Raw genomic sequence first — 22,068 nt, 5'->3', positions numbered from 1 at the left:
AGCACCTCCACTCGCCCGTACGACGGGCGCCTCATCAGTACGCGGGCCGCGACCGAGAGTATTCCTCCGACGGCCTCGGTCGCCACCCCTCGGGATGAGCAATTCGCGGACATCGGCGCGTCAAATCGCCCATATCCGGACTTATTACGTCCTATCACTCGGAGCAAGCCGAGGCTCGCACCGACGAACCAGGGTAGCGGGCCGCGGCTCGCCCGTCCGATATCCGGGACCCCGGCGTGCCCCCGCCGGCCGACGGCCTGACCTGCGACCAGCCGGTGCCGGTGGCGGAGTGTGCCTAGCATCACCGATGACGACCACGACGAAGGGACGACGCGATGCTTCGCAGGCTTGCCGGTCTGGCCGGTGTCAGCGCCCTGCTCGCCCTCCTGCTCGCCTGCGGGTTCGGCGGCGGGGGCGATGACGACGACGATGACGACGACGACTTCGCCCGCGCGGCGTTCGTCGCGGTGGTGTCCCAGGGGTGATCCGGTACGCCGGCCGGCGACACCCGGCGCCCGGTGCGCGGGCGACGTCCACGCGGCCGGCACCGACCACGCGGGCACGGTGTTTGCGGTGGCGTCCGGCGGGGCACAGCCTCGGTGGCGAACCGCCGACGTCCGAGGTCTGCCCGGCCACCGGCTTCGGCACTGTCGAGGAGGGAACCACATGTTCGGAAGCAACCTGCTGGACCGTCGCAGCAAGCCGGAACAGATCACGGACCAGGCGTGGCAACACCTCGTCTCGGCGGGTGACAGCATCCGGGACGCCGCCCGCTCGGCGCGGCACACCTCGGCCGGTTTCGCCGACGACGCCGGTGACCTGGTCGGATCGGCGGCCGAGGAGGCGCGGCACCGGGCCAGCGTGGCCTTCGACGCGCTCGCCGGACGCCGTCCCGCGCTGCCCTGGACCCTGCTGATCGGCGCGGCCCTGGTCGGCGCCGCGATCGGCTGGGCCGCCGGCAGCGCCGCGCGGGCCGCCGGCAGCCGGGACCGGGCCGCCGACGACATCGAGTTCGTGGACGTCGAGCGCCCGGACTCCCCCGCCGGTCCACTGACCTGACGGCATGTAAGGAAGGGTCCCCTGCTAACGCCTCGTGCATAGCAGGGGACCCTTCCTTACATCTGTGCGCGGCGTCTCGCCCGAACATCTGTCGTCTCGCCCGAACATCTGTATGCGGCGTCTCGCCCGACGCGGGTGAGGCCGGATCACCCGCTCCTCGACCAGGCTCGGTCCCGGCGGACCGGTTCCGGTCCGCAGCCGCCGCCGCGAGAGGAGCGAGGAGATGGTCGGCATCTCGACGATCCAGCGCACCGACGAGCACATCCGGACCGCGGTGCTGGACGAACTCGACTGGGAGCCCCGGGTCCGGCCGCACGAGATCGGGGTGAGCGTCGCGGAGGGCGTGGTGACCCTGACCGGACGGGTGGACGGCTACGCCAAGAAGTGGGCGGCGGAACGGGCCGCCCACCGGGTGGCCCAGGTCCGGGCCGTCGCCAACGACCTCGCCGTGCACACGGCCACCGGCGCGGAGCGTACCGACCCGGAGATCGCCGCCGCCGTGACGCACGCCCTCCAGTGGCACGCGTTCGTGCCGGTCGAGCAGATCGACGTGACGGTCTCGCAGGGCTGGGTCACCCTGCACGGCGAGGTCGAGTGGGAGTACCAGCGCCGGGCCGCCCAGCAGGCGGTCGCCGGGCTCGGCGGCGTACGCGGGGTCAGCGACGGTCTCGTCGTCCGGCCCTCGGTACGCCCCGACGGCGCCGTGCTGGCCCAGCGGATCGTCGACGCGCTGGCCCGCAACCAGGCCACCGAGGCCGAGCAGGTGACGGTACGCGTACACGGCGACACGGTGCTGCTGGGCGGGTTGGTGCACTCGATGCCCGAGCGCGCCGAGGTCGAACGGGTCGTCTGGTCCGCTCCCGGCATCCGCGAGGTGCGCAACCACATCGCGGTGGCCCCGGTGCTGGGCTGAGCCGTCCCGGCCCGACCACCCCGGCCGGGTGACCCCGCCTCACCCGGCCGGACAGCAGACTGGCGGGTATGACCGATCGGCTGACCACGCCATTGCAGGTCACTGCGCGGCTCCGCACACCCGTCACGGAGCACGACCACGTCCGGGGCCCGGTGGACGCGCCGGTGACGATCGTCGAGTACGGCGACTTCCAGTGCCCGTTCTGCGGGACGGCCCACCGCAACCTCCAGGAGGTCCAGCGGCAGCGGGCCGACACCGTCCGCCTCGTCTACCGACACTTCCCCATCGCCAACATCCACCCCTACGCGGAGCGGGCCGCCGAGGCGGCGGAGGCCGCCGGTCGGCGCGGACGGTTCTGGGAGATGCACGACTGGCTCTACGAGCACCAGGACCAGCTCGACCCGGTGCACCTGACGCTCGGCATCGAGCAGCTCGGCCTGCCGGTCGACGAGGTGGACGCGGAGATCGGGCGGCACGCCGGTGGTGACCGTATCCGGCAGGACTTCGTCGGCGCGATCCGCAGCGGCGTGGACGCCAGCCCCACCCTGTTCGTCAACGGCGACCGCCACGACGGCGACGTCGACCCGGGCACCCTCCTGACCGTGGTCGACGACGCCGCCGGCTGACCAGCGGCCGGGCGGTGGCGACGGTGGCGGGTGAGCACCTCACCCGCCACTGTCGCGCACCCGGATCAGATGAGACGCAGTTGGCGGGCCCGGCGTACCGCGTCCCGACGGCGGGTCGCGTCCAGCTTGCGATAGATGTTGCGGACGTGCGTCTTGACGGTGTTGACCGAGACGGACAGCTCGGCCGCGATCTCGACGTTGGACAGGATGCTCTGCAGGTACCGCAGGATGGTCAGCTCCCGCTCGGTCAACGGCTCGTCGAGTGCCGCCGACGACGCGCCGACCGGACCCCGCCCGTCCGGCACCTCGACGGCACGGACCAGGTCACTGACCGTCGGCCAGTGCGCCGTGCCGGAGTCCAGGTGGGCGGCGAGCAAATCCCGCAGGCCCGGCTCGGCCCGGGTGAACGGCCGCCGGTACCCGTCCGGGGCCGCCAGGTCGAGCGCCTGCTCCACCGTCCGGCCGGCCCGCCGCCCGTCCCCGCTCCGGGCCGCGAGCACCGCGTCGAGCAGCGCGGCGTCCAGGCGTACCGGCAGCGGCCAGTCGGCCGACGACGACGCCGACCAGTCCGGCAGCAGGCGGGCGGCGGCGCGCAGGTCACCGGCCCGCAGCTCGACCCGGGCGGCGGCCACCGCCAGCGGGGGCGCGGGCGTGCTCGGGTGGCCGTTGGCCAGGTCCCGGGCCGTCGGCACGTCACCCCGGGCGCTGTGCAGGTCCGCCTCGGCCGCCCGCAGCCGCGCATCCAGCTCGCCGCCCCGGCCGGACCAACGGCTTCGGGCCTCCACCAGCAGCCGGTGGGCCACCGCGAGGTCACCCTCGTCGCCGCGCAGGTACGCCCGGCACCAGACCGCCACCGCGCCGGCCGCCGCCTCCTCGTTCGCCGGTGCCGCCAGGGTCAGGTTCGCCTCGGCCTCCGCGGGCTGGTCCCGATGCAGCGCCACCAGCGCCAACGCCAGATAGGCGTACCCGCAGTCGAGCTGCGCCGACCAGCCCTGGCAGGGCGGCAGGGCCAGCGCCGCGCGGGCCGCCTCCTCGGCCGCGCGCAGCTCGCCGCGCAGCGCCGCGAGCAGGGCCCACCGGCTGGCGCAGACCAGTTCGGTGCGCGGCCGACCGGCCGACCGCGCCGCCGCCAGCGCCGCCGCGAACCCGCTCGCCGCACCGGCCAGGTCACCGGCGTCGAGGGCGAGCAGGGCCGAGGCGGTACCGGCCACCGCCCGCACGTCGGCGTCGTCCCCGGTGCCGGCCCGTGGGTCGTCGGCGCGGGCCGTCGCGCCCCCGTCCGGAGCGACGAGGGCGTGCCGCCCCGCAGTGGCCTGCACGGCGGTGGGCTCCGCGACGGCGGTGGGCTCCGCGACGGCGGTGGGCTCCGCGACGGCAGGCGATGCGACGGCGGGCGATGCGACGGCGGGGCGGGTGGCGAGCAGGCGGGCGGCGGTGGCGCGTACCGCATCGGGGTCGCCGGCCAGCCGGGCCAGGGTGAGTTCGACGGCGGCGACCAGCCGGGCGAACCGGCTGCGGCGCGGTTCCGGCAGGGCGCGGGCGTGCCCGGCGGCCAGCCGTAGGTGCTGGTGCGCGGCGTCGGCGTCGCCGTCGAGGGCCCGCTGAGCGGCGCAGGCCAGCGCCAGTTCCGGGTCCCGCGACACCGCCTCCGCCGGGGGCGGCGCGGGCACCGGCCCGGTCGGGCCACCCCGGTCGTACGCCAACTCCGGCCAGCCGGTCACGAACAGGTCGGTCGCCCTCGTCCAGTCGCCGCCGACGAGCGCGTGCCGCAGCGCGTCGGCCGGTCGGCTGTTGCCGGCATACCAAACCGCCGCCCGCAGGTGCAGGTCACGCTGTTCCTCGGCGGGCAACCGGGCCAGTTCGCGGTGCAGCAGGTCGGCCAGGAGCGGATGGCACCTGTACCAGACCGGACGGCCACCGTCGGGGTGCAGCAGCCCGACGTCCTCGGCGAGCGCGCCGAGCCGCCCCTCCGCGTCGGTGTCGCCGGTCAGCGCCACCGCCAGCCCGGCGCAGACGGTGTCGGTGACCGCCGCGCGGCGCAGCAGGTCCCGATCCGCCGCCTCCAGCCCGGCGAGCACTTCCTCGCGCAGGTAGCCGGCGATCTCCGGCTGGTCCGCGCCGAGCTGGGTGATCCACCGGTCCGGGTCCGGCTGCCCGTGCAGCGCGAGCGCGGTGATCCGCAGGGCCGCCGCCCAGCCCTCGGTACGTCCGCGCAGCCGCTCGACGGCGGCGGCCGGCACCGCCACCCCGTGCGCGGTCAGCAGGTCGGCCACCTCGTCGGCGGTGAAGGCCAGGTCACCCGGACCGATCTCGGTCAGTTCACCGGCCAGCCGTAGCCGGTGCACCGCCAACGGCAGGCCGGCCCGCCCGGCCGCCACCACCCGCAACCGCTGCTCGGTGTGCCGCAGCAGGAACTCCAGCCCTGCCAGGGCGGCCGGATCGGTGACGCGGTGCAGGTCGTCCAGGATCAGCACCACGGGTCGCTCCCGGGCGGCCAGGGCGGCGGCGAGCACCTCCAGCTCGTCCGGGCGCGGGGCGCGGTCGGGCATCGGGGTCGCGGCCGGGTCCCCACCCGGGTCCGCGACCGATCGCAGCGCCGCCGCCAGGTACGACCAGAGGCGGTCGCTGTCGTCGCCCGCCTCCACCGAGATCCAGGCCGGTGCCGGGGCGTCCGGGTCGGCCTCGGTCACGGCCTGCCGCCACGACGCGAGCAGCGTGGTCTTGCCCCACCCGGCGGGCGCACGGACCAGCGTGACCGGGGACGCCACCCCCGCGTCCAGCAGTCGGGCCAGCCGGGGACGCAGCACCACCGGTCTCGGCAGCACGGCAGGCGTCAGCCGCGACGCCAGCAGGGGCGGGCCGGCCGGTGCGCCGACCGCCCCGGCGGTCCGTACGGTGCTGCGGTCATCCGGCATCCGGCCCACCCCCACGGACGCGTATCCCTCCCCCGGTCCTGCGGCGGGCGGTTACCCCACCGGCAGCGGTTCACCCCTTCGGGGCGAGTCGGGTTCACCTGACCCCGGGCGACCGTGGAGAGGTTCCCGTCCGCTGGTCGGGGCCGCCGATGGCCGCCGATCCGGACGATCGGGGCGGACACGGATCCGGAGGTGCGAGTGGGACGGGTCAGGACGGTCGTCGCGGTGGCCGGCGTCCTCGGTGGGGCGGCGGCGCGTACCGCCCGGTCGGTGGTCGCCCGCCGGTGGGCCACACGCCGCCGGGGACCCGACGGCGCCCACACCGGGCGCTGGCAGGTGGTGACCGTCGACCGCCCGGCGGAGGAGGTCCTGCCGGCACGCGGCTGGCCCGAGCCGCTGCGTCGGCTCGACGGCGCGGTCGACGTCACGCTGCGCGCCGCGCCCGGCGACCGGGGCGTCGAACTGGCCGCCCGACCACGGCCCCACGCCACCCCGCCAGGGTTCGCCGCCCACCTGGTCGGCGACGACCCGAAGCTCCTGGTGCGCCAGGCGTTGTGGCAGGTCAAGCAGCTTGTCGAGGCCGGTGAGGTGTTGCGCGCCGACCGTCCGTCCACCGACCGACCGGCGCGCCCGTCGGGATGAGGGCGCTGTGTTGGACCTCCGGCGGGGACCTGGCCGTGCGCCAGGTCCCGGACCCGGAGCTGCGCAACGACCAGGACATGATCGTCCGGGTACGCCGCAGCGCCACCTGCGGCGCCGACCTGTCGCTGCTCGCCGGGCGGACACCCGGCCTGTCCGCTGGCGACGTGCTCGGCCACGAGTTCCTCGGCGACGTGCTGGAGGTGGGTCCGGCGGTCCGCCGCCACCGGGTCGGCGACCGGGTGGTGGTCTGCGCCTCGGTGGCCTGCGGTGCCTGCTGGTACTGCCGGCGCGGGCTGCCGGCCTGCTGCGACAACGGCAGCACCGAGCCGGCCGCCGGGGAGGCGGAGTGGGGGCACCCGGTGGCCGGCTGCTTCGGCCAGCCCCGGGCCGCCGGAGGCTTCGCCGGCAGCCACGCCGAGTACGTGCGGGTGCCGTACGCCGACGTCGGGGCGTTCACCGTGCCGGAGTCCGTCGGCGACGACCGGGCCCTGTTCGCCTCGGACGCCGCCCCGGCCGGCTGGATGGGCGCCGACCTGGGCGCGGTCCGCCCCGGGGACGTGGTGGCCGTCTGGGGCGCCGGGGCGGTGGGGCAACTGACCGCCCGGGCGGCCGGGTTGCTCGGCGCCGACCGGGTGGTGGTCGTCGACCGGCACCCCGGCCGGCTGCTGATGGCCCGGCAGCACACCGGCGCGGAAACCCTCGACCTGCGCCACACCGACGTGCTGGCGGAACTGCGCGACCTCAGCGGCGGACGGGGGCCGGACGTCTGTGTGGAGGCGGTCGGCGGCGCGGCCGAGGAACCCCGGTCCCTGGCGGAGCGTTTCACCGGACGCCGCCGCGCGCCCGAGGCGCTGCGCGAGGCGGTGCACGCCTGCCGCAAGGGCGGCACGGTCTTCGTGCTCAACGGCGGCGCGCGCCTCGTCGACGCGTTCCCGACCGGCGCGGTGGTGCACAAGGGGCTCACCGTGCGCGGAGCGCGCCAGCACGGCCAGCGCTACATCCCGATGCTGCTGGACCGGATGGCCCGCGACGAACTGCGGACCGAACACCTGGCCACGCACCACTTCCCGCTGGAGCGGGCGGCCCAGGGGTACGCGCTGTTCCGCGACCGCCCCGACGACTGTCTGCGGGCCGTGTTCACCCCGCACGAGCCGCTATCGATCGACGGTCGGCCTGGTGGATGACATCATCGCGGGATGGCTGCGGAGCGAACGTACGACGTCGTGCTGTTCGGGGCGACCGGGTTCACCGGTGAGCTGACCGCGCAGTACCTGGCCCGGCACGCGCCGGCCGGACTGCGCTGGGCGATCGCCGGGCGCAACCCCGACAAACTGGCTGCGGTCCGGGACCGGCTGGCCGCGATCGCGCCGACCCTGGCGGACCTGCCGCTGCTCACCGCCGACGTCACCGACCCGGCGTCGCTGCGGAAGGTCGCCGAGCGGGCCCGGGTGGTGGCCAGCACCGTCGGCCCGTACGTGCACCACGGGGAACCGCTGGTCGCGGCGTGTGCGGCAGCCGGCACCGACTACCTCGACATCACCGGCGAACCCGAGTTCGTCGACCAGATGTACCTGCGGCACCACGCCGAGGCGACCCGCACCGGGGCCCGGCTGGTGCACGCCTGCGGCTTCGACTCGATCCCGCACGACCTGGGCGTCTGGTTCACCGTCAAGCACCTCCCGGCCGACGTACCGATCACCGTCGACGGTTACGTACGAGCCGGCGGCCGGTTCTCCGGCGGCACGTACCACTCCGCGCTGACCGCCTTCTCCCGGCGGGCCGAGACGTCCCGGGTGGCCCGCGAACGGCGCGCGGCCGAACCGCGACCCACCGACCGGCGGGTCCGGGCCGTACCGGGCAAGCTGGCCCGGTCGCGCGACCTGCCGGTCTGGGCGGTGCCGCTGCCGACCATCGACCCGCAGGTGGTGCGCCGCTCGGCCGCCGCCCGCCCCGAGTACGGGCCGGACTTCCGCTACCGGCACTTCGCGGCGGTCAAACGCCTGCCCACCGTGCTGGTGGCGGGTGCCGGCCTGGGCGCGCTGGCCGGACTCACCCGGCTGCCCCCGGCCCGGCGCTGGCTCCTCGGCCGACTCTCCTCCGGCCAGGGCCCGAGCGCCGAGCAGCGGGCCACGTCGTGGTTCCGGGTCCGTTTCGTGGGCACCGGCGGCGGTCAGCGGGTGATCACCGAGGTGGCCGGCGGCGACCCCGGCTACGACGAGACCGCCAAGATGCTCGCCGAGTCCGCCCTCTGCCTGGCCCTCGACGACCTGCCTGCCACATCCGGCCAGGTCACGCCGGTGACCGCCATGGGCGACGCACTCCTGACCCGCCTCACCACCGCCGGCCTCACCTTCCGCGTCCTCGCCTGAACGGTTCCGGCTGAACGGTGCTGGGTGAACGGTCTTTGGTGAAAGGAAGGGACCCTTTCTAACGCCTCGTGTATAGGAAGGGACCCCTCCTAACATCCACCCGGCACTCGGCGCCCGGCGCCCGGCGCCCGGTTGACCCTCGACTTGGTCGAGGCGGCAGGATCTGCGGGGTGGAGCGTGACCTACGCAGCATCGGCGAGGTGGCCCGGGACAGCGGGCTGACCGTGAGTGCCCTGCGGTTCTACGACGCCGCCGGGGTCCTGGTGCCGGCCCTGGTGGACCCGGTGACCGGGTACCGCCGCTACACCGACGACCAGGTCGCCTCGGCCCGGCTCGTCGCCGGGCTGCGCCGGGTCGGCCTGCCGGTGGCCGAGATCGCCCAGGCGGTACGCGCCGAACCGGCCGTCGTGCACCGGCTGCTCGACACCCAACTCCGCCGGTTGGCCGACGGGCTGGCCGACGCGCGCCGCGAGGTGTCCCGGATCCGGGCACTGCTGCCGGTCGAGGAGTCGAGCGCCGCCACCCGGCTCACCCTGGACCGGGCGGGACTCGCCGCCGCCGTGGACGCGGTCCGCTTCGCCGTCGGGACCGACCCGGAACTGCCGGCGCTCACCGGTGTCCTGTTCGACGTGACCGACACCGGCGTACGGCTGGTGGCCACCGACCGGCACCGGCTGGCGGTGGCGACCGCCGACGCGACGGTGGACGGCCCGGCGGTGCGTACGCTGCTGCCGCTGGCGGCGGTGGACAGGTTGAGCCGACTGGTGACCGACCCGGACGGCGACGCGCACGAGGTACGGCTGACGCTGACCACGTCCCGGCTGCACGCCGACGTGGCCGGGCGGGAGCTGCACGCCACGGCGCTGCCGGACGACTTCCCCGACTACCACGTGCTGCTGCCCCGCGCGGGCGAGCACGGGTCGCCCCGCCGCATCTCGGTGGACGCCGAGTGGCTGGCTGGCGCGCTGCGGGCGGGCGGTCCCACGCTGACCCGCGAGTACGCCGGTGCTCCGCTGCCGGTGACCGTACTCGGGTTGGGGACGGGCGACGGGCTGCGCCTGCTCGGCCCCGACGATCTGCACCACGCCGACGACCTGCGGGTCGGGGTGAACGGCGCGTACCTGCTCGACGCGCTGGACGCGGCCGGGAGCGGCCGGCTGGTGCTCGAACTCGACAGCCCGGTCACCCCGCTGGCGATCCGCCGCCCGGACGACGAGGGCGCCTTCTCCATCCTGATGCCGATCCGTCTCTGCCCGAACGCGCCGCTGGGCAGGATCGGTCCGCCGGGTGCGGGAGTCGGGGCGATCCGGGCGCGGCGGTAGCATCTGGTAGTCCACCCGACTTCCGGACGGAGGCGTACGGAGCAGCATGCTCGACATGGAGTTGATCCGGAAGGATCGCGACGCGGTGGCGACCGCGCTGGCGAAGCGGCTGGAGGCCGCCGAGGTCGACCGGGCGCTGGACGACATCCAGCAGCTCGACCGGGAGCGTCGCCGGTTGATCAGTGAGATCGACGGGGAACGCCAGCGTCGCAAGGCCGAGGCCCGGGCGTACGCGCAGGCGAAGCGGGCCGGTGTCGAGCCGGAGGCGACCTCCGAGGTCGGCCGCAAGCAGATCGCCGAGTTGGAGAGCGAACTCGACGAGGTGCAGGCACGGCTGCGTACCGCGATGAGCGAGCTGCCCAACCTGCCCGCCGACGACGTGGTCCCCGGCGGCAAGGAGGCCAACCGGGTGGTGAAGACCTTCGGCGCGCCTCCGGCGATCGAGAAGGTCCGTGACCACGTCGAGTTGAGCCGGGCGCTGGGCCTGGTCGACCACGAGCGCGGCGTCAAGCTGGGCGGGTCGGGCTTCTGGATGTACACCGGCCTGGGTGCCCGCCTGGAGTGGGCGCTGGTCAACTGGCTGATCGAGAGCAACATCGAGGCCGGGTACGAGTTCCTGCTCCCGCCGCACCTGCTGCTGGACACCGCCGGCTTCGCCGCCGGCCAGTTCCCGAAGTTCTACGACGACGTCTACCACCTGGACAAGCAGTCCGCCCCGCGTGGGCAGTTCCTGCTGCCGACGGCGGAGACGGCGATCCTCGGCGCATACCAGGACGAGATCCTGGAGACCGCGAAGCTGCCGCTGCGGGTGTTCGCGTACACCCCCTGCTACCGCCGCGAGGCGGCGGGCTCGCACTCCGACGAGCGCGGCACCGTGCGGGGCCACCAGTTCAACAAGGTGGAGATCTTCCAGTTCACCCTGCCCGAACAGGCCGACGCCGCGCTGGAACAGATGGTCGCCCACGCGGAGAGCCTGGTCGAGGGGTTGGGCCTGCACTACCAGCGCAGCCTGCTGGCGGCCGGCGACTCCAGCGCCTCGATGCGCAAGACGCTGGACATCGAGGTGTGGATGCCCAGCACCGGCAAGTACAAGGAGGTCTCGTCGGTCTCCTGGGGCGGTGACTACCAGGCCCGACGGGCGGCGATCCGCTACCGCGAGCCGGGCGGCAAGCAGACCCGGTTCGTACACACGCTGAACGGCTCGGCGCTGGCGACCAGCCGGCTGCTGCCGGCGATCCTGGAGCAGTTCCAGCAGGCCGACGGTTCGGTGCTGGTGCCGGAGGTGCTCCGCGACCGGATCGGCACCGACCGACTCATCCCGCGCTGACCGGTTCGTCGGGGGTCGCCGCGTGCGGCCCTCGACGCTCCGACCCGCTGCCCGGTACGCCGACCGGCGCGCTGCCGATCCGTGCGGTATCGACCGGTGCGGCATCGACCGGTGGTGCGGTGCCGCTCGGTGCAGTGCCGCTCGGTGCAGTGCCGCTCGGTGCAGTGCCGCTCGGTGCAGTGCCGCTCGGTGCAGTGCCGCTTCGTGCGCTCGCGTCCGACGGCTCGCGGCGGGGTGCGGTGTTAGCAGGGGACCCCTGCTCTACCGCAGGCGTTAATAAGGGGCCCTTCCTTCGCAGCAAGCCGGCGAGCAGCAGCACGCCGACAACCGCGACGAGCACCGCCGGACCCGCGCTGTCCAGAGCCGCCGCCAGCGAACGCTGGACACCGGCGACGGCGCTCACCACCGGATCGGCGAGCGCCTCGCGACGACCGGCGGCCAGCCGCGCCTCGTACCAGCCGTACCAGGCGACGTAACCGCCGGCGAGCAGCAGCACCAGGCCACTGACCCGGGGTGCCCATGCGCCGGCGCCCCGCAGCCGGGCCACCACCTCGCCGCGCAGCAGCGCCACGCCGAGCGCGGCCACCGCGACCACCAACCCCATCCCCAGGGCGTACGCCCCGAACAGCGCCAGCCCGCGTCCGGTCGACCCGGCCTGGAGGCTGGTCACCACGATCGCCAGGAACGGCGCGATGGCGCAGCCCAGCGAGGCGGTCGCGTACGCCATGCCGAACAGCACCATCGACGGCCAACTGCGGGTCAGCCGGGGGGCCCGGGTCAGCGGGCGCAGGCTGGGCAGCCGTCGTCCGGCGAGCAGCCAGCAGCCGAGCAGCAGGAGCAGCAGTCCCAGCCCGACGGTGAACCACGGCAGCCGGGGACGCAGCCACCCGGCGAACGGGGCCAGTGCCAGGCCGAAGGCACCGAACACCAGCACGTACCCGCAGGTGAGCGCGGCGGCGGCGGTGAGTGCCCGGCCGACGGCGCCCCGGGTGTCGGTGGCCCCGGCGACCAGCAGCGACAGGTACGCCGGCAGCATCGCGAAGCCGCACGGGTTGACCGCGCCGAGCATGCCCGCGGTCAGCGCGAGCAGGAGCGGCGCCTCCATCAGGCGGCCAGGGCGGTGACCCGCCGGGTGAGGTCCTCCCCGTCCAGCCACCCCTTGTGCGCGACCTTGCCCTCCCGATCGATGATCACGAAGGTGCTCTGCTCGACGACCCCGAACCGCTTCCAGAGCGTGCCCTGCCGGTCGTCGATCTGCGGCATCGGGCCGAGTTCGAACTCGGTGACGAAGTCGGTCATCGCCTTGCGTTCGCCGAGCCCGGCGACGCCGACGATCGGCACGGTGTCCCGGAAGCCGGGTTCGATCTCGGCGATGGTCCACGCCTGGCTGGCGCAGGTGGCGCACCAGGGCGCCCAGAACCAGAGCACCACCGGACGACCGGCCAGGGCGGCGGCGTCGAAGTCCGTACCGGCCAGGGTCTGCCCGGTGAACTTCAGAGTGTCGGGCACCGGCACCGGGGTGGTGGGACCGGGCGTCGGTCCGGCGGGCTCCGCGGACGCCGAGGCGGGTGCGGGCGCGGCGGCGGACTCCGGTACGGCCGCGGCCTCCTCGACCGAGCCCGCGGCACCGCAGCCGCCGGCCGCAAGCGCGGCGGCGAGCAGGACGGCGACCGCACCGATGGCACGTCGCGCCTGTCGGACCGGCCTCATCGGTGTCTCCTTCGGTTCGCTGGTACGGCCACCGGCCGCCCGCCCGGTCCCGCTTCGGTCATGGCACACGCACGCACTCCCGCTTCGGTCACCGCACGCGTACACACTCCCGCTTCGGTCGCGGCACGCCTGCGCGGTGCCGGCTTCGGTCGCGGCACGCTCAGGCCTTGGTCAACCGCAGCGCCAGCTCGGGGCAGACCTTGACCGCCTTCGACGCGCCCTCCCGCAGCCAGGTCGGCACCGGGGTGGGCGGGAAGGCGGGGTAGCCGTTCTGGTCGAGCCGGATGAAGTCCGGCACCACGTGGGCGCAGAGGCCGTGGCCGTCGCACCGGGACCAGTCCAGGACCAGCTTCTGCGGATCCGGGTCGGGGGCGCCGGGCAGGCCCATCATGCCCTTGACCCGCCGGCCGCAGCCCTCACCGGTGGTGTGCTTCTTGAGGTCGTCGGCGAAGACCTCCATCGCCGACAGCGCGAAGCGGGACGTACCGTCGGGGTGGCTGCACGCGCCGCGCCCCTTGACGTCGCCGGCGGCGGCCCGGACCACCTCCACCGGCGCGCTGCCGGAGACCGCCAGGTCGACCGCGCGGGCCAGGTCGGGCAGGCCGCGCTTGCACGGCCCGCACTGCCCGGCCGACTCGCCGGCCAGGTAGCGCACCACCTGAGCGGCCTCGCCGAGCGGGCAGGTGTCGTTCGCGAGCGGCACGATGATGCCGGCACCGAGGGTGCCGCCGACCGCGGCGAGTCCCTTGCGGGAGACCTCGGCCTTCTCCGCCGCCTCCCTGGTGATCCACTTGCCGTGGTAGCCGCCCATCAGGATGCCCGGCCCGTCGGGCACCTCACAGAGTTCGAGGATCTCCCGCAGCGGGGTGCCCGCCGCGCACTCCACCACCGCGTGCCGCTTGGCCGCGCCGGTCACGCTGAGCAGCACGGTGCCCGGCTCGTCGTCGGTGCCGAGCGCCGCGTACTCGTACGGGCCGAGGCGGGCGGCCACCGCGAGCTGCGAGTACGTCTCGGCGTTGGAGAGCAGGGTGGGCAGGTTGCTGACGCCGGAGTCGCTGGAGCGCTTCTTGGTGCCGGGCGGGATGTGCGGCAGCCCGTTGATCCCGTTGACCAGCGCGCCGCCCTCCCCGCTGATGAACCGGTGCGGCACCGTCACCACGCTGGTCGGCACCGGCATCCGCCGCTCGTCCAGCGCCTCCATCAGGGAGTCCCGGCCGACCAGGTCGTCGGCCACGCAGAGCACGATCTCCTCGGCGTCCAACGCGAAGGCGGCCAGCGCCGCGCCGTCCAGGATCAGGTGCGGGGCCCGGGTGAGGATCACCTTGTCCTTCCAGCTCGCCGGCTCCCCCTCGGTGGCGTTGACCACCACCACCGGCGGCAGGTCCTGGCGTTCGCAGGACTCCAGCACCGCCCGCAGCTTCCTGGCGAACGGGAACCCGGCGCCGCCCTTGCCCTTGAGCTGGATGCCCTCCGCGAGACGCAGCAGGTTGGACGGCTCCATCGGGCTGATCGGGCCGTGCACCATCTCGTGGGCCTGCAGGTCGAGCCGGCCGAACTCGGCGAACCCGGCGGTGAGCCGGGGCTCACCGACACAGGCCACCGGCGGGACTACGGCACGCTCCGTCACTTGGCCTCCCCTCGCAGCCCGGCCCAGTAGGCGCCGTCCACCTTCTCCGGGTCGGCCCGGCGGCGCCGGCTGTCCGACGCCCGGCGGGCGCGCCGGGAGGCGAGGTCGACCAGGGTCGGGGTGTCGTCGTCCACGTCGTCCTCCGCCGCGTACCGGGCCGGAGGCCGCCAGTAGTCGTTCTCCGCCTCCGGCACGTCGTCCTCCACGCTGTGCCGCCCGCCTCCGCTGCGCGGCTCGGCGGAGATGGGCGTACCGGAGATCGGCGAACCCGAGATGGGCGCACCGGAGATCGGACCGGCCGAGATCGGGGTGTTCGACTCCCAGCGACGTGGGCTGTCCCACGGCTCCTCCGGCTCGTCGGCGCGGCGGCGGGGCGGGGACGAGTAGCGGGTACCGGCGTCGTCGTCCACCCGGGAGCGGCGGTACCGGGCGGTCTCCTCGTCGTCGCGGCGGCGTCGGCCACCCGGCTCGCGCTCGTACTCCGACTCCTCCTCGCGGCGGCGCGCGGAGCGTCGGCCCACCGACTCGCGTTCCTCCTCGCGGCGGGAGGCACGGCGCCGGACCGGCTCCTCGTCCTCGCGGACCCGGCGGCCCACCGGCTCCAGCTCCTCCTCGTCCCGGCGGTACGCGCGCCGCCCGGTGGACTCCAGCTCGTCGTCGCGGCGGACGGTACGCCGGCCGACCGGTTCCTCGTCACGCCGTCGGGACACCGGTTCCATCAGCTCGGTCTCCCGGCGGATGGCCCGCTCGAACTCCTCCTCCTCGCGACGCGAGGGCCGCCGCACCACCGGCTCCAGGTCCTCGTCGAGGCGGTCCCGGCCGGGACGTACCGGCTCGCGCAGGCTGCCCGGCTCGGGGACCACCGGCACGGTGAAGCGCTCCGGGTCGTTGCGCCGGATCGTCGGGCTGGCCCAGGTGCCGGAGGTGCTCTCGGCCCAGCTCATGTCGCGGCGGACCCGCTTCTCGCGGCCGTCCTCGCCCTCGGCGCGCCGGCCGGTGAGGGTGCCGAGCAGGCCCTTGCCCCGGGTCTCCTCGGTGGACTTGCTGCCGGTCATCGCCTCGTTGAGCGCGGCGGCCTGGTGCTGCTCGCGACTGCGGCGCTGGAGGCTGACCGAGAGGCGGACCAGCAGCGCCACCACCACCAGCACCACGCAGAGCCAGTAGCTGAGGGTGACCCAGGTGGCCGGCGCGCGCCCGGCGCCGAGGCCGTGGAAGATGCCGAAGGGCCAGGACAGGTACGCCATCGAATGCAGGCCGCGCCACAGCCACTTGGGACCGACGTCGGCGAACCGGGCCCGGATGATGCCGGTCCAGAGCACACCCACCATGAGCAGCGCGGCGATGGTGCCCAGACCGACGTAGAGCCCCCGGCCCCCGACGAACGGCACCGCCATGTCGGTCACCCCGGCCCGACCGCTGGCGATCTTCGTGATGACGTGGAAGACCAGGCCGGCGACGCCGAGGATGCCGGTGGCCCGGTGCGCCGACTGCAACAGCACCCGGTGCCGGATCAGCAGCACCAGCCGGTCGGTGGCGAGCAGCCCCATCATCACGGTCAGACTCAACGCGACCAGGGCGATCACACCGGCGAAGAACTCGGTGAAGAAGAAGCCCATGGCGTACGCCCGCTGGCCGACGTTGGTGAGCATCATCAGCGCCCACAGCGCCGCGATCCCGGACGCGGACAGCGCCAGGATCTGGCCGCGGGACCGTACCCGGATGCCTCTGGTGCTGGTGCTGGTACGGACGGCAGGCGCCTTCTCGTTCTGCGTAGCCCGGGCCATTAGCTCCTCGATCGTCTCGCGGCGGCGCACCGCCGGCCGACCCTGTTCCCCCCACCAGTACGTCCGTAGCGTTCAGTCGGATTAGCTCCAGCCGAAAATTTCTCGACGAGTTGTCGAACCGTCTCCCCGCCCGGCGCGTGTAACGGCTCCGCCACCCTGTCGGGGACAGTCACGGACGTCCATGCATTGACAGGCGATGAAATGCGCTTGTAACCTTGCCGAAATTTTCAGCCCTAGTTGCAAGATCCGGTCAACCGCACCGCAGCCCCCGTCCTCCGGCACCCCCAGGAGCACCCGATGCGTCGACGTCGACTCCGCCCGGCGATCATCGCTCTCGCCGTGATCGCCAGCCTCCTCGCACCCGGCACCGTGGCCACACCCCCGGCCGCCGCCGCCCCGACCGGCGGCAAGAAGGTCATCGCCAACCTCTTCGAGTGGAACTGGCCCTCGGTGGCCGCCGAGTGCACGAGCACACTCGGCCCCAAGGGCTACGGCTACGTCCAGGTCTCACCCCCGCAGGAACACGTACGCGGCAACCAGTGGTGGGTCGCCTACCAGCCGGTCAGCTACCGGATCGAGTCCCGCAAGGGCACCCGCGAGCAGTTCCGGTCCATGGTGGCCACCTGCCAGGCGGCCGGCGTCAAGGTGATCGTCGACGCCGTCGTCAACCACATGTCCGGCCAGACCAACGGCGGCACCGGCTGGGCCGGCTCGTCCTACCAGCACCACGTCTACCCCGGCATCTACCAGGCGCAGGACTTCCACTACTGCGGCCGCAACGGCAACAACGACATCGTCAACTACCTGGACCGGTACGAGGTGCAGAACTGCGAGCTGGTCAACCTCGCCGACCTCAAGACCGGCTCCGAGTACGTCCGGTCCCGGCTGGCCGGGTACCTCAACGACCTGCTGTCACTGGGCGTGGACGGCTTCCGGCTGGACGCCAGCAAGCACATGCCCGCCGCCGACATCGCCGACATCCTGCGCCGCCTGAACCGCCCCGCGTACGTGGTGCAGGAGGTCATCTACGGTCCCGGCGAACCGATCCGGCCCGAGGAGTACACCGGCAACGGTGACGTGCACGAGTTCCGCTACGGCAAGGACCTGGCCCGGGTCTTCCGCTCCGAACGGCTCGCCTACCTGCGCAACTTCGGTGCGGGCTGGGGGCACCTGCCCAGCTCGGTGGCGTCGGTCTTCGTCGACAACCACGACACCCAGCGCGACGACGGCGGGGTGCTCACCTATCGCGACCGCGGCACGTACGCGCTGGCCAACGCCTTCATGCTGGCCTGGCCGTACGGTTCGGCGACGGTGATGTCCAGCTACACCATCACCAACCGCGACGCCGGCCCGCCCTCGGACGGCAACAACAGGACGCTGAACACCACCTGCTACTCCGGCTGGGAGTGCGAGCACCGCTGGCCGGTGATCGCCAACATGGTCGGCTTCCGCAACGCCACCGAGGGCACCGGGGTCAGCAACTGGTACGACAACGGCTACCAGCACATCGCCTTCAGCCGCACCGGTCGGGGCTTCGTCACCATCAACGACGAGGACTTCCCGATCACCGGCCGCTCGTACCAGACCGGCCTGCCCGCCGGCCGCTACTGCGACGTCATCCACGGCACCTTCGCCAACGGCACCTGCAGCGGTCCGGTCATCACCGTCGACACCAACGGCTGGTTCGCCGCCACCGTCCCCGCCCACGACGCCATAGCCCTCCACACAAACGCCCGCCTCCCCTAACCCCCCACTCCCGCCCCCCGTCCCTCCCCCGTCCCTCCCCCAGCCCACCCGCCTCACCCGCCCCACCCGACCCCGCCCGCCCCGCCCCGCCCCGCCGTGTTGATCAAGGAGTTTGCGCCAAGATCCCGCCCGATCTCGACGCAAACTCCTTGATCACCGGCACTCCCGGCCAGCCGCACACAGCGGCGCACCGCGCCCGCCGCTACGGGGTGATCAAGAGGTTTGCGTCCGGATTCCAGCTCCGGCGTGACGCGAACTTCTTGATCAACGCGGTCTAAGAGCGGGGGTGGGGTGGGTGGGCGTGGGGAAATGGGGTTTTTGGGGTTGTTGGGTTGTTAGGGTTAGTTGTGCGGATTGGGGATTGGGGCAGAGGGCGACGGGGAGTCGTCGCGGCGGTCGGGGTCGCCGCGTTGCTGGGCGGGTCGACGTACGCGGGCTGGGCACTGACACCGTCGCCGGAGCCGGCACCGATCGCACCGCCGAGCGACCGGGCGGAGATGCCGAGTACGACGCCGCCACCGCTCGACGAGATCGTCGCGTCCGCCGCACCGGCACCGGACGACCTGCCCGAGATCGACTACGACCCGGCGCCGACCGGCTTCCCCGACGATCCGGACACCCTGGACACCACCCCGTTGACCGAGGGGCTGCGGCCGACCCGACGACTGGCCGCGTACGACGGGCCGGGCGGGCGACCGGTCGCCTTCCTGATGCCCACCATCAGCGAGGTGCCGCTCACCGTGCCGATCGCCCGACGCGAGCAGGGCTGGACCGCCGTCCTGTTGCCGTCGGCCAACCGCAAGCTGGCCTGGCTGCCGCCCGGTGGCTTCCGAACCGTCGCACTGCGGGACCAGATCGTGGTGGAACGGGTGCCGTACCGCCTCACCTGGTACCGCGACGGGGTCGCCCGCCGCACCTGGCAGGTCAGCCTGGGCCAGCGCGGCCAGGAGACACCACTGGGCCGCACCTTCGTCCTGGGCCGCACCCCACCGCCGGAGAGCGTCTACGGCGGGGTGGACATCTACGCCCTCGGCTCGGTCCCCGACGACCCGGACTCGGTGCCGGCCGGGCTGCGCGGCGCCCACATCGGCATCCACACCTGGTACCACGACGGCGAACTGGGTCGGCAGACCACCAACGGCTGCATCCGGCTCACCCCCGGCGGGCAGCGCCTGCTGCTCAAGGAGGTGCCCGAGGGCAGCCCCGTGGTGGTCGTCGACGAACTACCCGCCGCACCGGCCACCGCCTGAGCAGACGCCGACCACACGGCAGGGCCGCCGCACCCGGCTCAGCCGACGATCGGGACCAGGTAGCCGCGAAGCACCTTCTTCAGCTCGCGTACCTCGATCTCCCGTTCGCCCTCGGGCGCGGCGACGACGATCGGCAGCATCCCCTTGAAGACCTGTACCAGCGTGCGCGCCGCCCGGATGCGATCCTGCGCCGCCAGGTCGGGCACGCGGGCGGCGAGAACGGCCTCGACCCTGCCCAGCAGGGCGGCCTGGATCGGCGCCGCCGCCTGGGTGAGTCCGGCCGGCATGTCGGGCCGGGCGAACAGCGCCTTGAATCCCGGGTTGTCGAGGTTGAAGGCCAGGATCGGGTCGACCACCCGGTCGAGCAGGCCGTCGAGGTCCATCGTGGCGAACTCGGCACCGTCGAACGCGCCCTGGTGCGCCTCGCGCATCCGGCTGACGAACCGGTCGGCCAGCGCCTGCGCGATCGCCTCCTTGTTCGGGAAGAACTGGTACAGCGAGCCGGGTGAGATGCCGGCCGCGGTGGCGATGGCGTTGGTTGTCGCCTTCTCGTAGCCCGACTCCCCGAAGACGGATGCGGCCGCGTCGAGGATGTCGGCGATCCGCCGCTCGCCGCGCGCCTGTCGACGCCGTGGCCGATCCTCCGTCGCCTCCACTGTCGAGCCCTCCCTTGAAAAATACGAGCGATGACTCGTATCGTGGTCAACGAACACGAGCGGCGACTCGCAAAACCGTTCAGCGGGAGATTACCGTGCCCGGCGCTCACCGGCGGCAGGGCCTCCTGCGATCGCACTCCACGCCGTCGTCCGCACCGGGCCCGTCGACGAGACCCCGCGCCAGGACGACCCGGCACCCCGACAAGGAGTCCAGCCATGCCCGACCACCGATCCGTCGACCGACGTACCCTGCTCACCGGCACGGCCGCAGCCGTCGCCGCCACCGGCGTCCTGGCCGGCAGCGCGGCCCCCTCCGGCGCCGCCGCCACTCCGGCCCGCCAGCGCCGGTACGCGGGGAAGGTCGTCCTCATCACCGGCGCCACCTCCGGCATCGGCCGGGCCGCCGCCCTCGCCTTCGCCGCCGAAGGTGCCAAGGTCGGCTTCTGCGGCCGACGCGAGCACCTGGGACGCGAGGTGCAACGGAAGATCCGGGCGGCCGGCGGTGAGGCGACCTACCTGCGGGCCGACGTCCGACAGCCGGCCGAGGTGAAGACCTTCGTGGACCGGATCGCGCAGCGCTACGGCGGCCTGGACGTGGCGTTCAACAACGCCGGCATCCAGGAACCGTGGACCCCCCTGGAGCAGACGAGCGTGGCCGGCTGGGACGCGCACGCGGAGACCAACACCCGGGGCGTCTTCCTCTCCATCAAGTACCAGATCCGGCACATGAAGGCCAAGGGCGGCGTCATCCTGGTCACCGGCTCCGCCAACGAGTTCACCACCCGGTACGGCCTGTCCGCGTACTCGTCGAGCAAGAGCGCGGTCACCGGGATCGTCCGTACCGCCGCCATCGAGCTCGGCCAGTACGGCATCCGGGTCGTGTCGCTCGCCCCCGGCACCACCGAGACCGCGCTGGTGGAGGCGCAACGGCCGCCGGGCATCACCGACGAGCAGTGGGCGGCCGGAAAGGCCGAATGGGGCCGCGTCAACGTCGACGGCCTACGCCGGATGGCCAAGCCGGAGGAGATGGCCGCCGCCGCGCTCAACCTCGCCTCGGCCGAGATGAGCTTCCTGACCGGTACGAGCGTCGTGGTCGACGGTGGCATGCTCAGCGGCACCAGCGGCGGCGAGATCCCGGACCTGTGATCGGCCGCCCTCCGGTCACCACGTCGGCGAGTCAGTGAGGAGACCGGATGACCCCATCGGCTGCGGTGCCGACCGTCACCCGACAGGCCCGGCTCTGGGGGCCGGTACTCGTGGGCGGCGGGGTCCTCGGTCTGTTCGCCTTCGTCGGCGACGAAGTGCCGGGCGTGGTGGGACTCGTCATCCTCACGCTGACCAGCACCGGCTTCGTCTGGGGCACGGCAGCCCTGCTGGCCGGGTACGCGTCGCACACCCCTTGGAGCGCCGCCCGCAACGCCACCACGCTGCTGCTCGTCGCCACCGTCGCGCACTACGGGCTCATCCTGGTGCACGGGCGGCGCTGGCACTCCGGGCAGTCGGCGGACGGCAGTTCGGCCGCCATGTCCGGCCTGGCCTCGGTGGGCCGCCACTCCGCGCTCTGGCTCGTCGCCTCCGTCGCCGCCGGGGTGACACTCGGCTGGCTGGGTTCGACCGTCCGGCGTGGGACACGACTGCGAGCCTCGCTCGCCGCCGGGGCGGCGGTGGGCCTGCTCGCCGGCCAGGGGCTGCACCTCGTGGCCACCTTCCAGGCATGGCACGTCCTGGACGACCCCTTCTTCCTGGGCAACCTCGTCGCTGCCGGGGCGAGCGTCGCGCTCGCCACGGTAAGCGTCACCGTTCTCCTTGCTCACCGCAGGGCCACAAGGTCCTGGCCGACGTTCGTCGCGGCGTCCGTGGTGGCCAGCGTGGCCGGAGCACTGCTCTGGAGTCAGATCGATTTGATTCGATCAACCATGTAGACGCACCAGCCAGACGCCACGTCGACCGGAGGTCGAACCGCCTGCGCCATCAGCTCGACAGCGACCCAGACAGCGACAGACGGTGCAGGCGCCTCCGGCAACGGCCCTTTTCAAGTTCCGCCAGCGGCCTGGCCGTGAAGATTCGCGCCAGCCATCAATACACTCAGCACTTGAACAAGTACGTTCGGTTTCCATAGACT

At 73.6% G+C, this 22,068-nt stretch carries 18 protein-coding genes and 1 pseudogene; 13 read left to right on the top strand and 6 right to left on the bottom strand.

Features of this window, described 5'->3' with window-relative positions:
- Nucleotides 1-335 precede the first annotated feature (335 nt).
- The 4 genes from ACZ31C_RS20160 to ACZ31C_RS20145 all read left to right on the top strand — a co-directional run bounded on the left by ACZ31C_RS20160 (nucleotide 336) and on the right by ACZ31C_RS20145 (nucleotide 2,598).
- Nucleotides 336-485, top strand: coding sequence for a hypothetical protein (locus tag ACZ31C_RS20160; protein WP_465796609.1), 150 nt, complete (start codon nucleotides 336-338; stop codon nucleotides 483-485).
- A 181-nt stretch (nucleotides 486-666) separates the two neighbouring features.
- Nucleotides 667-1,059 (top strand): hypothetical protein, encoded by a 393-nt coding sequence (locus ACZ31C_RS20155; RefSeq protein WP_396750404.1) that lies wholly within the window; start codon nucleotides 667-669, stop codon nucleotides 1,057-1,059.
- A 223-nt stretch (nucleotides 1,060-1,282) separates the two neighbouring features.
- Nucleotides 1,283-1,972, top strand: coding sequence for a BON domain-containing protein (locus tag ACZ31C_RS20150; RefSeq protein ID WP_396750406.1), 690 nt, complete (start codon nucleotides 1,283-1,285; stop codon nucleotides 1,970-1,972).
- An 80-nt stretch (nucleotides 1,973-2,052) separates the two neighbouring features.
- A complete protein-coding gene (locus tag ACZ31C_RS20145) occupies nucleotides 2,053-2,598 on the top strand; it encodes a DsbA family protein (protein WP_449951773.1) in 546 nt (181 codons plus the stop codon).
- Between the two features lie 65 nt (nucleotides 2,599-2,663).
- On the opposite strand, the gene ACZ31C_RS20140 is transcribed toward ACZ31C_RS20145, so the two are convergent.
- On the bottom strand, nucleotides 2,664-5,513 hold the full coding sequence (locus ACZ31C_RS20140; protein ID WP_465796608.1) for a winged helix-turn-helix domain-containing protein: 2,850 nt from the start codon (nucleotides 5,511-5,513) through the stop codon (nucleotides 2,664-2,666).
- Nucleotides 5,514-5,711: 198 nt separating this feature from the next.
- Here ACZ31C_RS20140 and ACZ31C_RS20135 point away from each other — a divergent pair, with 198 nt between their 5' ends.
- From ACZ31C_RS20135 to serS, 5 genes are all read left to right on the top strand, one after another.
- Entirely contained in the window at nucleotides 5,712-6,155 is a 444-nt protein-coding gene (locus tag ACZ31C_RS20135; protein WP_465796607.1) for a hypothetical protein, read from the top strand.
- The gene (locus ACZ31C_RS20130; protein ID WP_465796606.1) at nucleotides 6,152-7,339 is read left to right on the top strand and encodes an alcohol dehydrogenase catalytic domain-containing protein; all 1,188 of its coding nucleotides are present in this window, start codon (nucleotides 6,152-6,154) and stop codon (nucleotides 7,337-7,339) included. The genes ACZ31C_RS20135 and ACZ31C_RS20130 overlap by 4 nt, the downstream gene beginning before the upstream one ends.
- A gap of 12 nt (nucleotides 7,340-7,351) precedes the next feature.
- Nucleotides 7,352-8,524 (top strand): saccharopine dehydrogenase family protein, encoded by a 1,173-nt coding sequence (locus ACZ31C_RS20125; RefSeq protein ID WP_465796605.1) that lies wholly within the window; start codon nucleotides 7,352-7,354, stop codon nucleotides 8,522-8,524.
- Nucleotides 8,525-8,694: 170 nt separating this feature from the next.
- Nucleotides 8,695-9,846, top strand: coding sequence for a DNA polymerase III subunit beta family protein (locus tag ACZ31C_RS20120; protein ID WP_465796604.1), 1,152 nt, complete (start codon nucleotides 8,695-8,697; stop codon nucleotides 9,844-9,846).
- Nucleotides 9,847-9,892: 46 nt separating this feature from the next.
- On the top strand, nucleotides 9,893-11,173 hold the full coding sequence (gene serS / locus ACZ31C_RS20115; RefSeq protein ID WP_465796603.1) for a serine--tRNA ligase: 1,281 nt from the start codon (nucleotides 9,893-9,895) through the stop codon (nucleotides 11,171-11,173).
- Nucleotides 11,174-11,453: 280 nt separating this feature from the next.
- Here serS and ACZ31C_RS20110 read toward each other — a convergent pair.
- The 4 genes and pseudogenes from ACZ31C_RS20110 to ACZ31C_RS20095 all read right to left on the bottom strand — a co-directional run.
- Nucleotides 11,454-12,278 (bottom strand): annotated as a pseudogene (locus tag ACZ31C_RS20110) (cytochrome c biogenesis CcdA family protein); the annotation flags it as partial.
- Nucleotides 12,278-12,883 (bottom strand): redoxin domain-containing protein, encoded by a 606-nt coding sequence (locus ACZ31C_RS20105; RefSeq protein WP_465796602.1) that lies wholly within the window; start codon nucleotides 12,881-12,883, stop codon nucleotides 12,278-12,280. The gene ACZ31C_RS20105 and the pseudogene ACZ31C_RS20110, both read right to left, overlap by 1 nt.
- Nucleotides 12,884-13,043: 160 nt before the next feature.
- Complete coding sequence (locus ACZ31C_RS20100) at nucleotides 13,044-14,510, bottom strand: NADH-ubiquinone oxidoreductase-F iron-sulfur binding region domain-containing protein (protein ID WP_350698391.1); 1,467 nt, start codon at nucleotides 14,508-14,510, stop codon at nucleotides 13,044-13,046.
- Nucleotides 14,507-16,324: a hypothetical protein gene (locus ACZ31C_RS20095; RefSeq protein ID WP_465796601.1), complete on the bottom strand. Its 1,818-nt coding sequence runs from the start codon at nucleotides 16,322-16,324 to the stop codon at nucleotides 14,507-14,509. The genes ACZ31C_RS20100 and ACZ31C_RS20095 overlap by 4 nt, the downstream gene beginning before the upstream one ends.
- A gap of 267 nt (nucleotides 16,325-16,591) precedes the next feature.
- Here ACZ31C_RS20095 and ACZ31C_RS20090 point away from each other — a divergent pair, with 267 nt between their 5' ends.
- On the top strand, nucleotides 16,592-18,040 hold the full coding sequence (locus tag ACZ31C_RS20090) for an alpha-amylase (protein WP_465796600.1): 1,449 nt from the start codon (nucleotides 16,592-16,594) through the stop codon (nucleotides 18,038-18,040).
- Nucleotides 18,041-18,387: 347 nt separating this feature from the next.
- On the top strand, nucleotides 18,388-19,290 hold the full coding sequence (locus ACZ31C_RS20085) for a L,D-transpeptidase (RefSeq protein WP_465796599.1): 903 nt from the start codon (nucleotides 18,388-18,390) through the stop codon (nucleotides 19,288-19,290).
- 38 nt (nucleotides 19,291-19,328) lie between these two features.
- Here ACZ31C_RS20085 and ACZ31C_RS20080 read toward each other — a convergent pair whose 3' ends face one another.
- Nucleotides 19,329-19,946, bottom strand: a complete 618-nt coding sequence (locus tag ACZ31C_RS20080) for a TetR family transcriptional regulator (RefSeq protein WP_465796598.1) — start codon at nucleotides 19,944-19,946, stop codon at nucleotides 19,329-19,331.
- 216 nt (nucleotides 19,947-20,162) lie between these two features.
- Between ACZ31C_RS20080 and ACZ31C_RS20075 the strand changes: the two genes are divergently transcribed.
- Complete coding sequence (locus ACZ31C_RS20075) at nucleotides 20,163-21,092, top strand: SDR family NAD(P)-dependent oxidoreductase (protein WP_465796597.1); 930 nt, start codon at nucleotides 20,163-20,165, stop codon at nucleotides 21,090-21,092.
- A gap of 47 nt (nucleotides 21,093-21,139) precedes the next feature.
- Nucleotides 21,140-21,868: a hypothetical protein gene (locus ACZ31C_RS20070; RefSeq protein WP_465796596.1), complete on the top strand. Its 729-nt coding sequence runs from the start codon at nucleotides 21,140-21,142 to the stop codon at nucleotides 21,866-21,868.
- Nucleotides 21,869-22,068: the final 200 nt, after the last annotated feature.

Source organism: Micromonospora sp. NPDC023869 (genome assembly GCF_055559695.1).
The sequence above is the reverse complement of the archived record's forward strand: the minus strand, read 5'-3'. Positions and strand labels throughout refer to the sequence as shown.

Excerpts from the sequence above, each read along its gene's own strand:
- ACZ31C_RS20160 (WP_465796609.1), top strand. The coding sequence starts at position 336 with ATGCTTCGCAGGCTTGCCGGTCTGGCCGGTGTCAGCGCCCTGCTCGCC.
- ACZ31C_RS20155 (WP_396750404.1), top strand. The coding sequence starts at position 667 with ATGTTCGGAAGCAACCTGCTGGACCGTCGCAGCAAGCCGGAACAGATC.
- ACZ31C_RS20150 (WP_396750406.1), top strand. The coding sequence starts at position 1,283 with ATGGTCGGCATCTCGACGATCCAGCGCACCGACGAGCACATCCGGACC.
- ACZ31C_RS20140 (WP_465796608.1), bottom strand. The coding sequence starts at position 5,513 with ATGCCGGATGACCGCAGCACCGTACGGACCGCCGGGGCGGTCGGCGCA.
- ACZ31C_RS20130 (WP_465796606.1), top strand. The coding sequence starts at position 6,152 with ATGAGGGCGCTGTGTTGGACCTCCGGCGGGGACCTGGCCGTGCGCCAG.
- ACZ31C_RS20125 (WP_465796605.1), top strand. The coding sequence starts at position 7,352 with ATGGCTGCGGAGCGAACGTACGACGTCGTGCTGTTCGGGGCGACCGGG.
- serS (WP_465796603.1), top strand. The coding sequence starts at position 9,893 with ATGCTCGACATGGAGTTGATCCGGAAGGATCGCGACGCGGTGGCGACC.
- ACZ31C_RS20105 (WP_465796602.1), bottom strand. The coding sequence starts at position 12,883 with ATGAGGCCGGTCCGACAGGCGCGACGTGCCATCGGTGCGGTCGCCGTC.
- ACZ31C_RS20090 (WP_465796600.1), top strand. The coding sequence starts at position 16,592 with ATGCGTCGACGTCGACTCCGCCCGGCGATCATCGCTCTCGCCGTGATC.
- ACZ31C_RS20075 (WP_465796597.1), top strand. The coding sequence starts at position 20,163 with ATGCCCGACCACCGATCCGTCGACCGACGTACCCTGCTCACCGGCACG.
- ACZ31C_RS20070 (WP_465796596.1), top strand. The coding sequence starts at position 21,140 with ATGACCCCATCGGCTGCGGTGCCGACCGTCACCCGACAGGCCCGGCTC.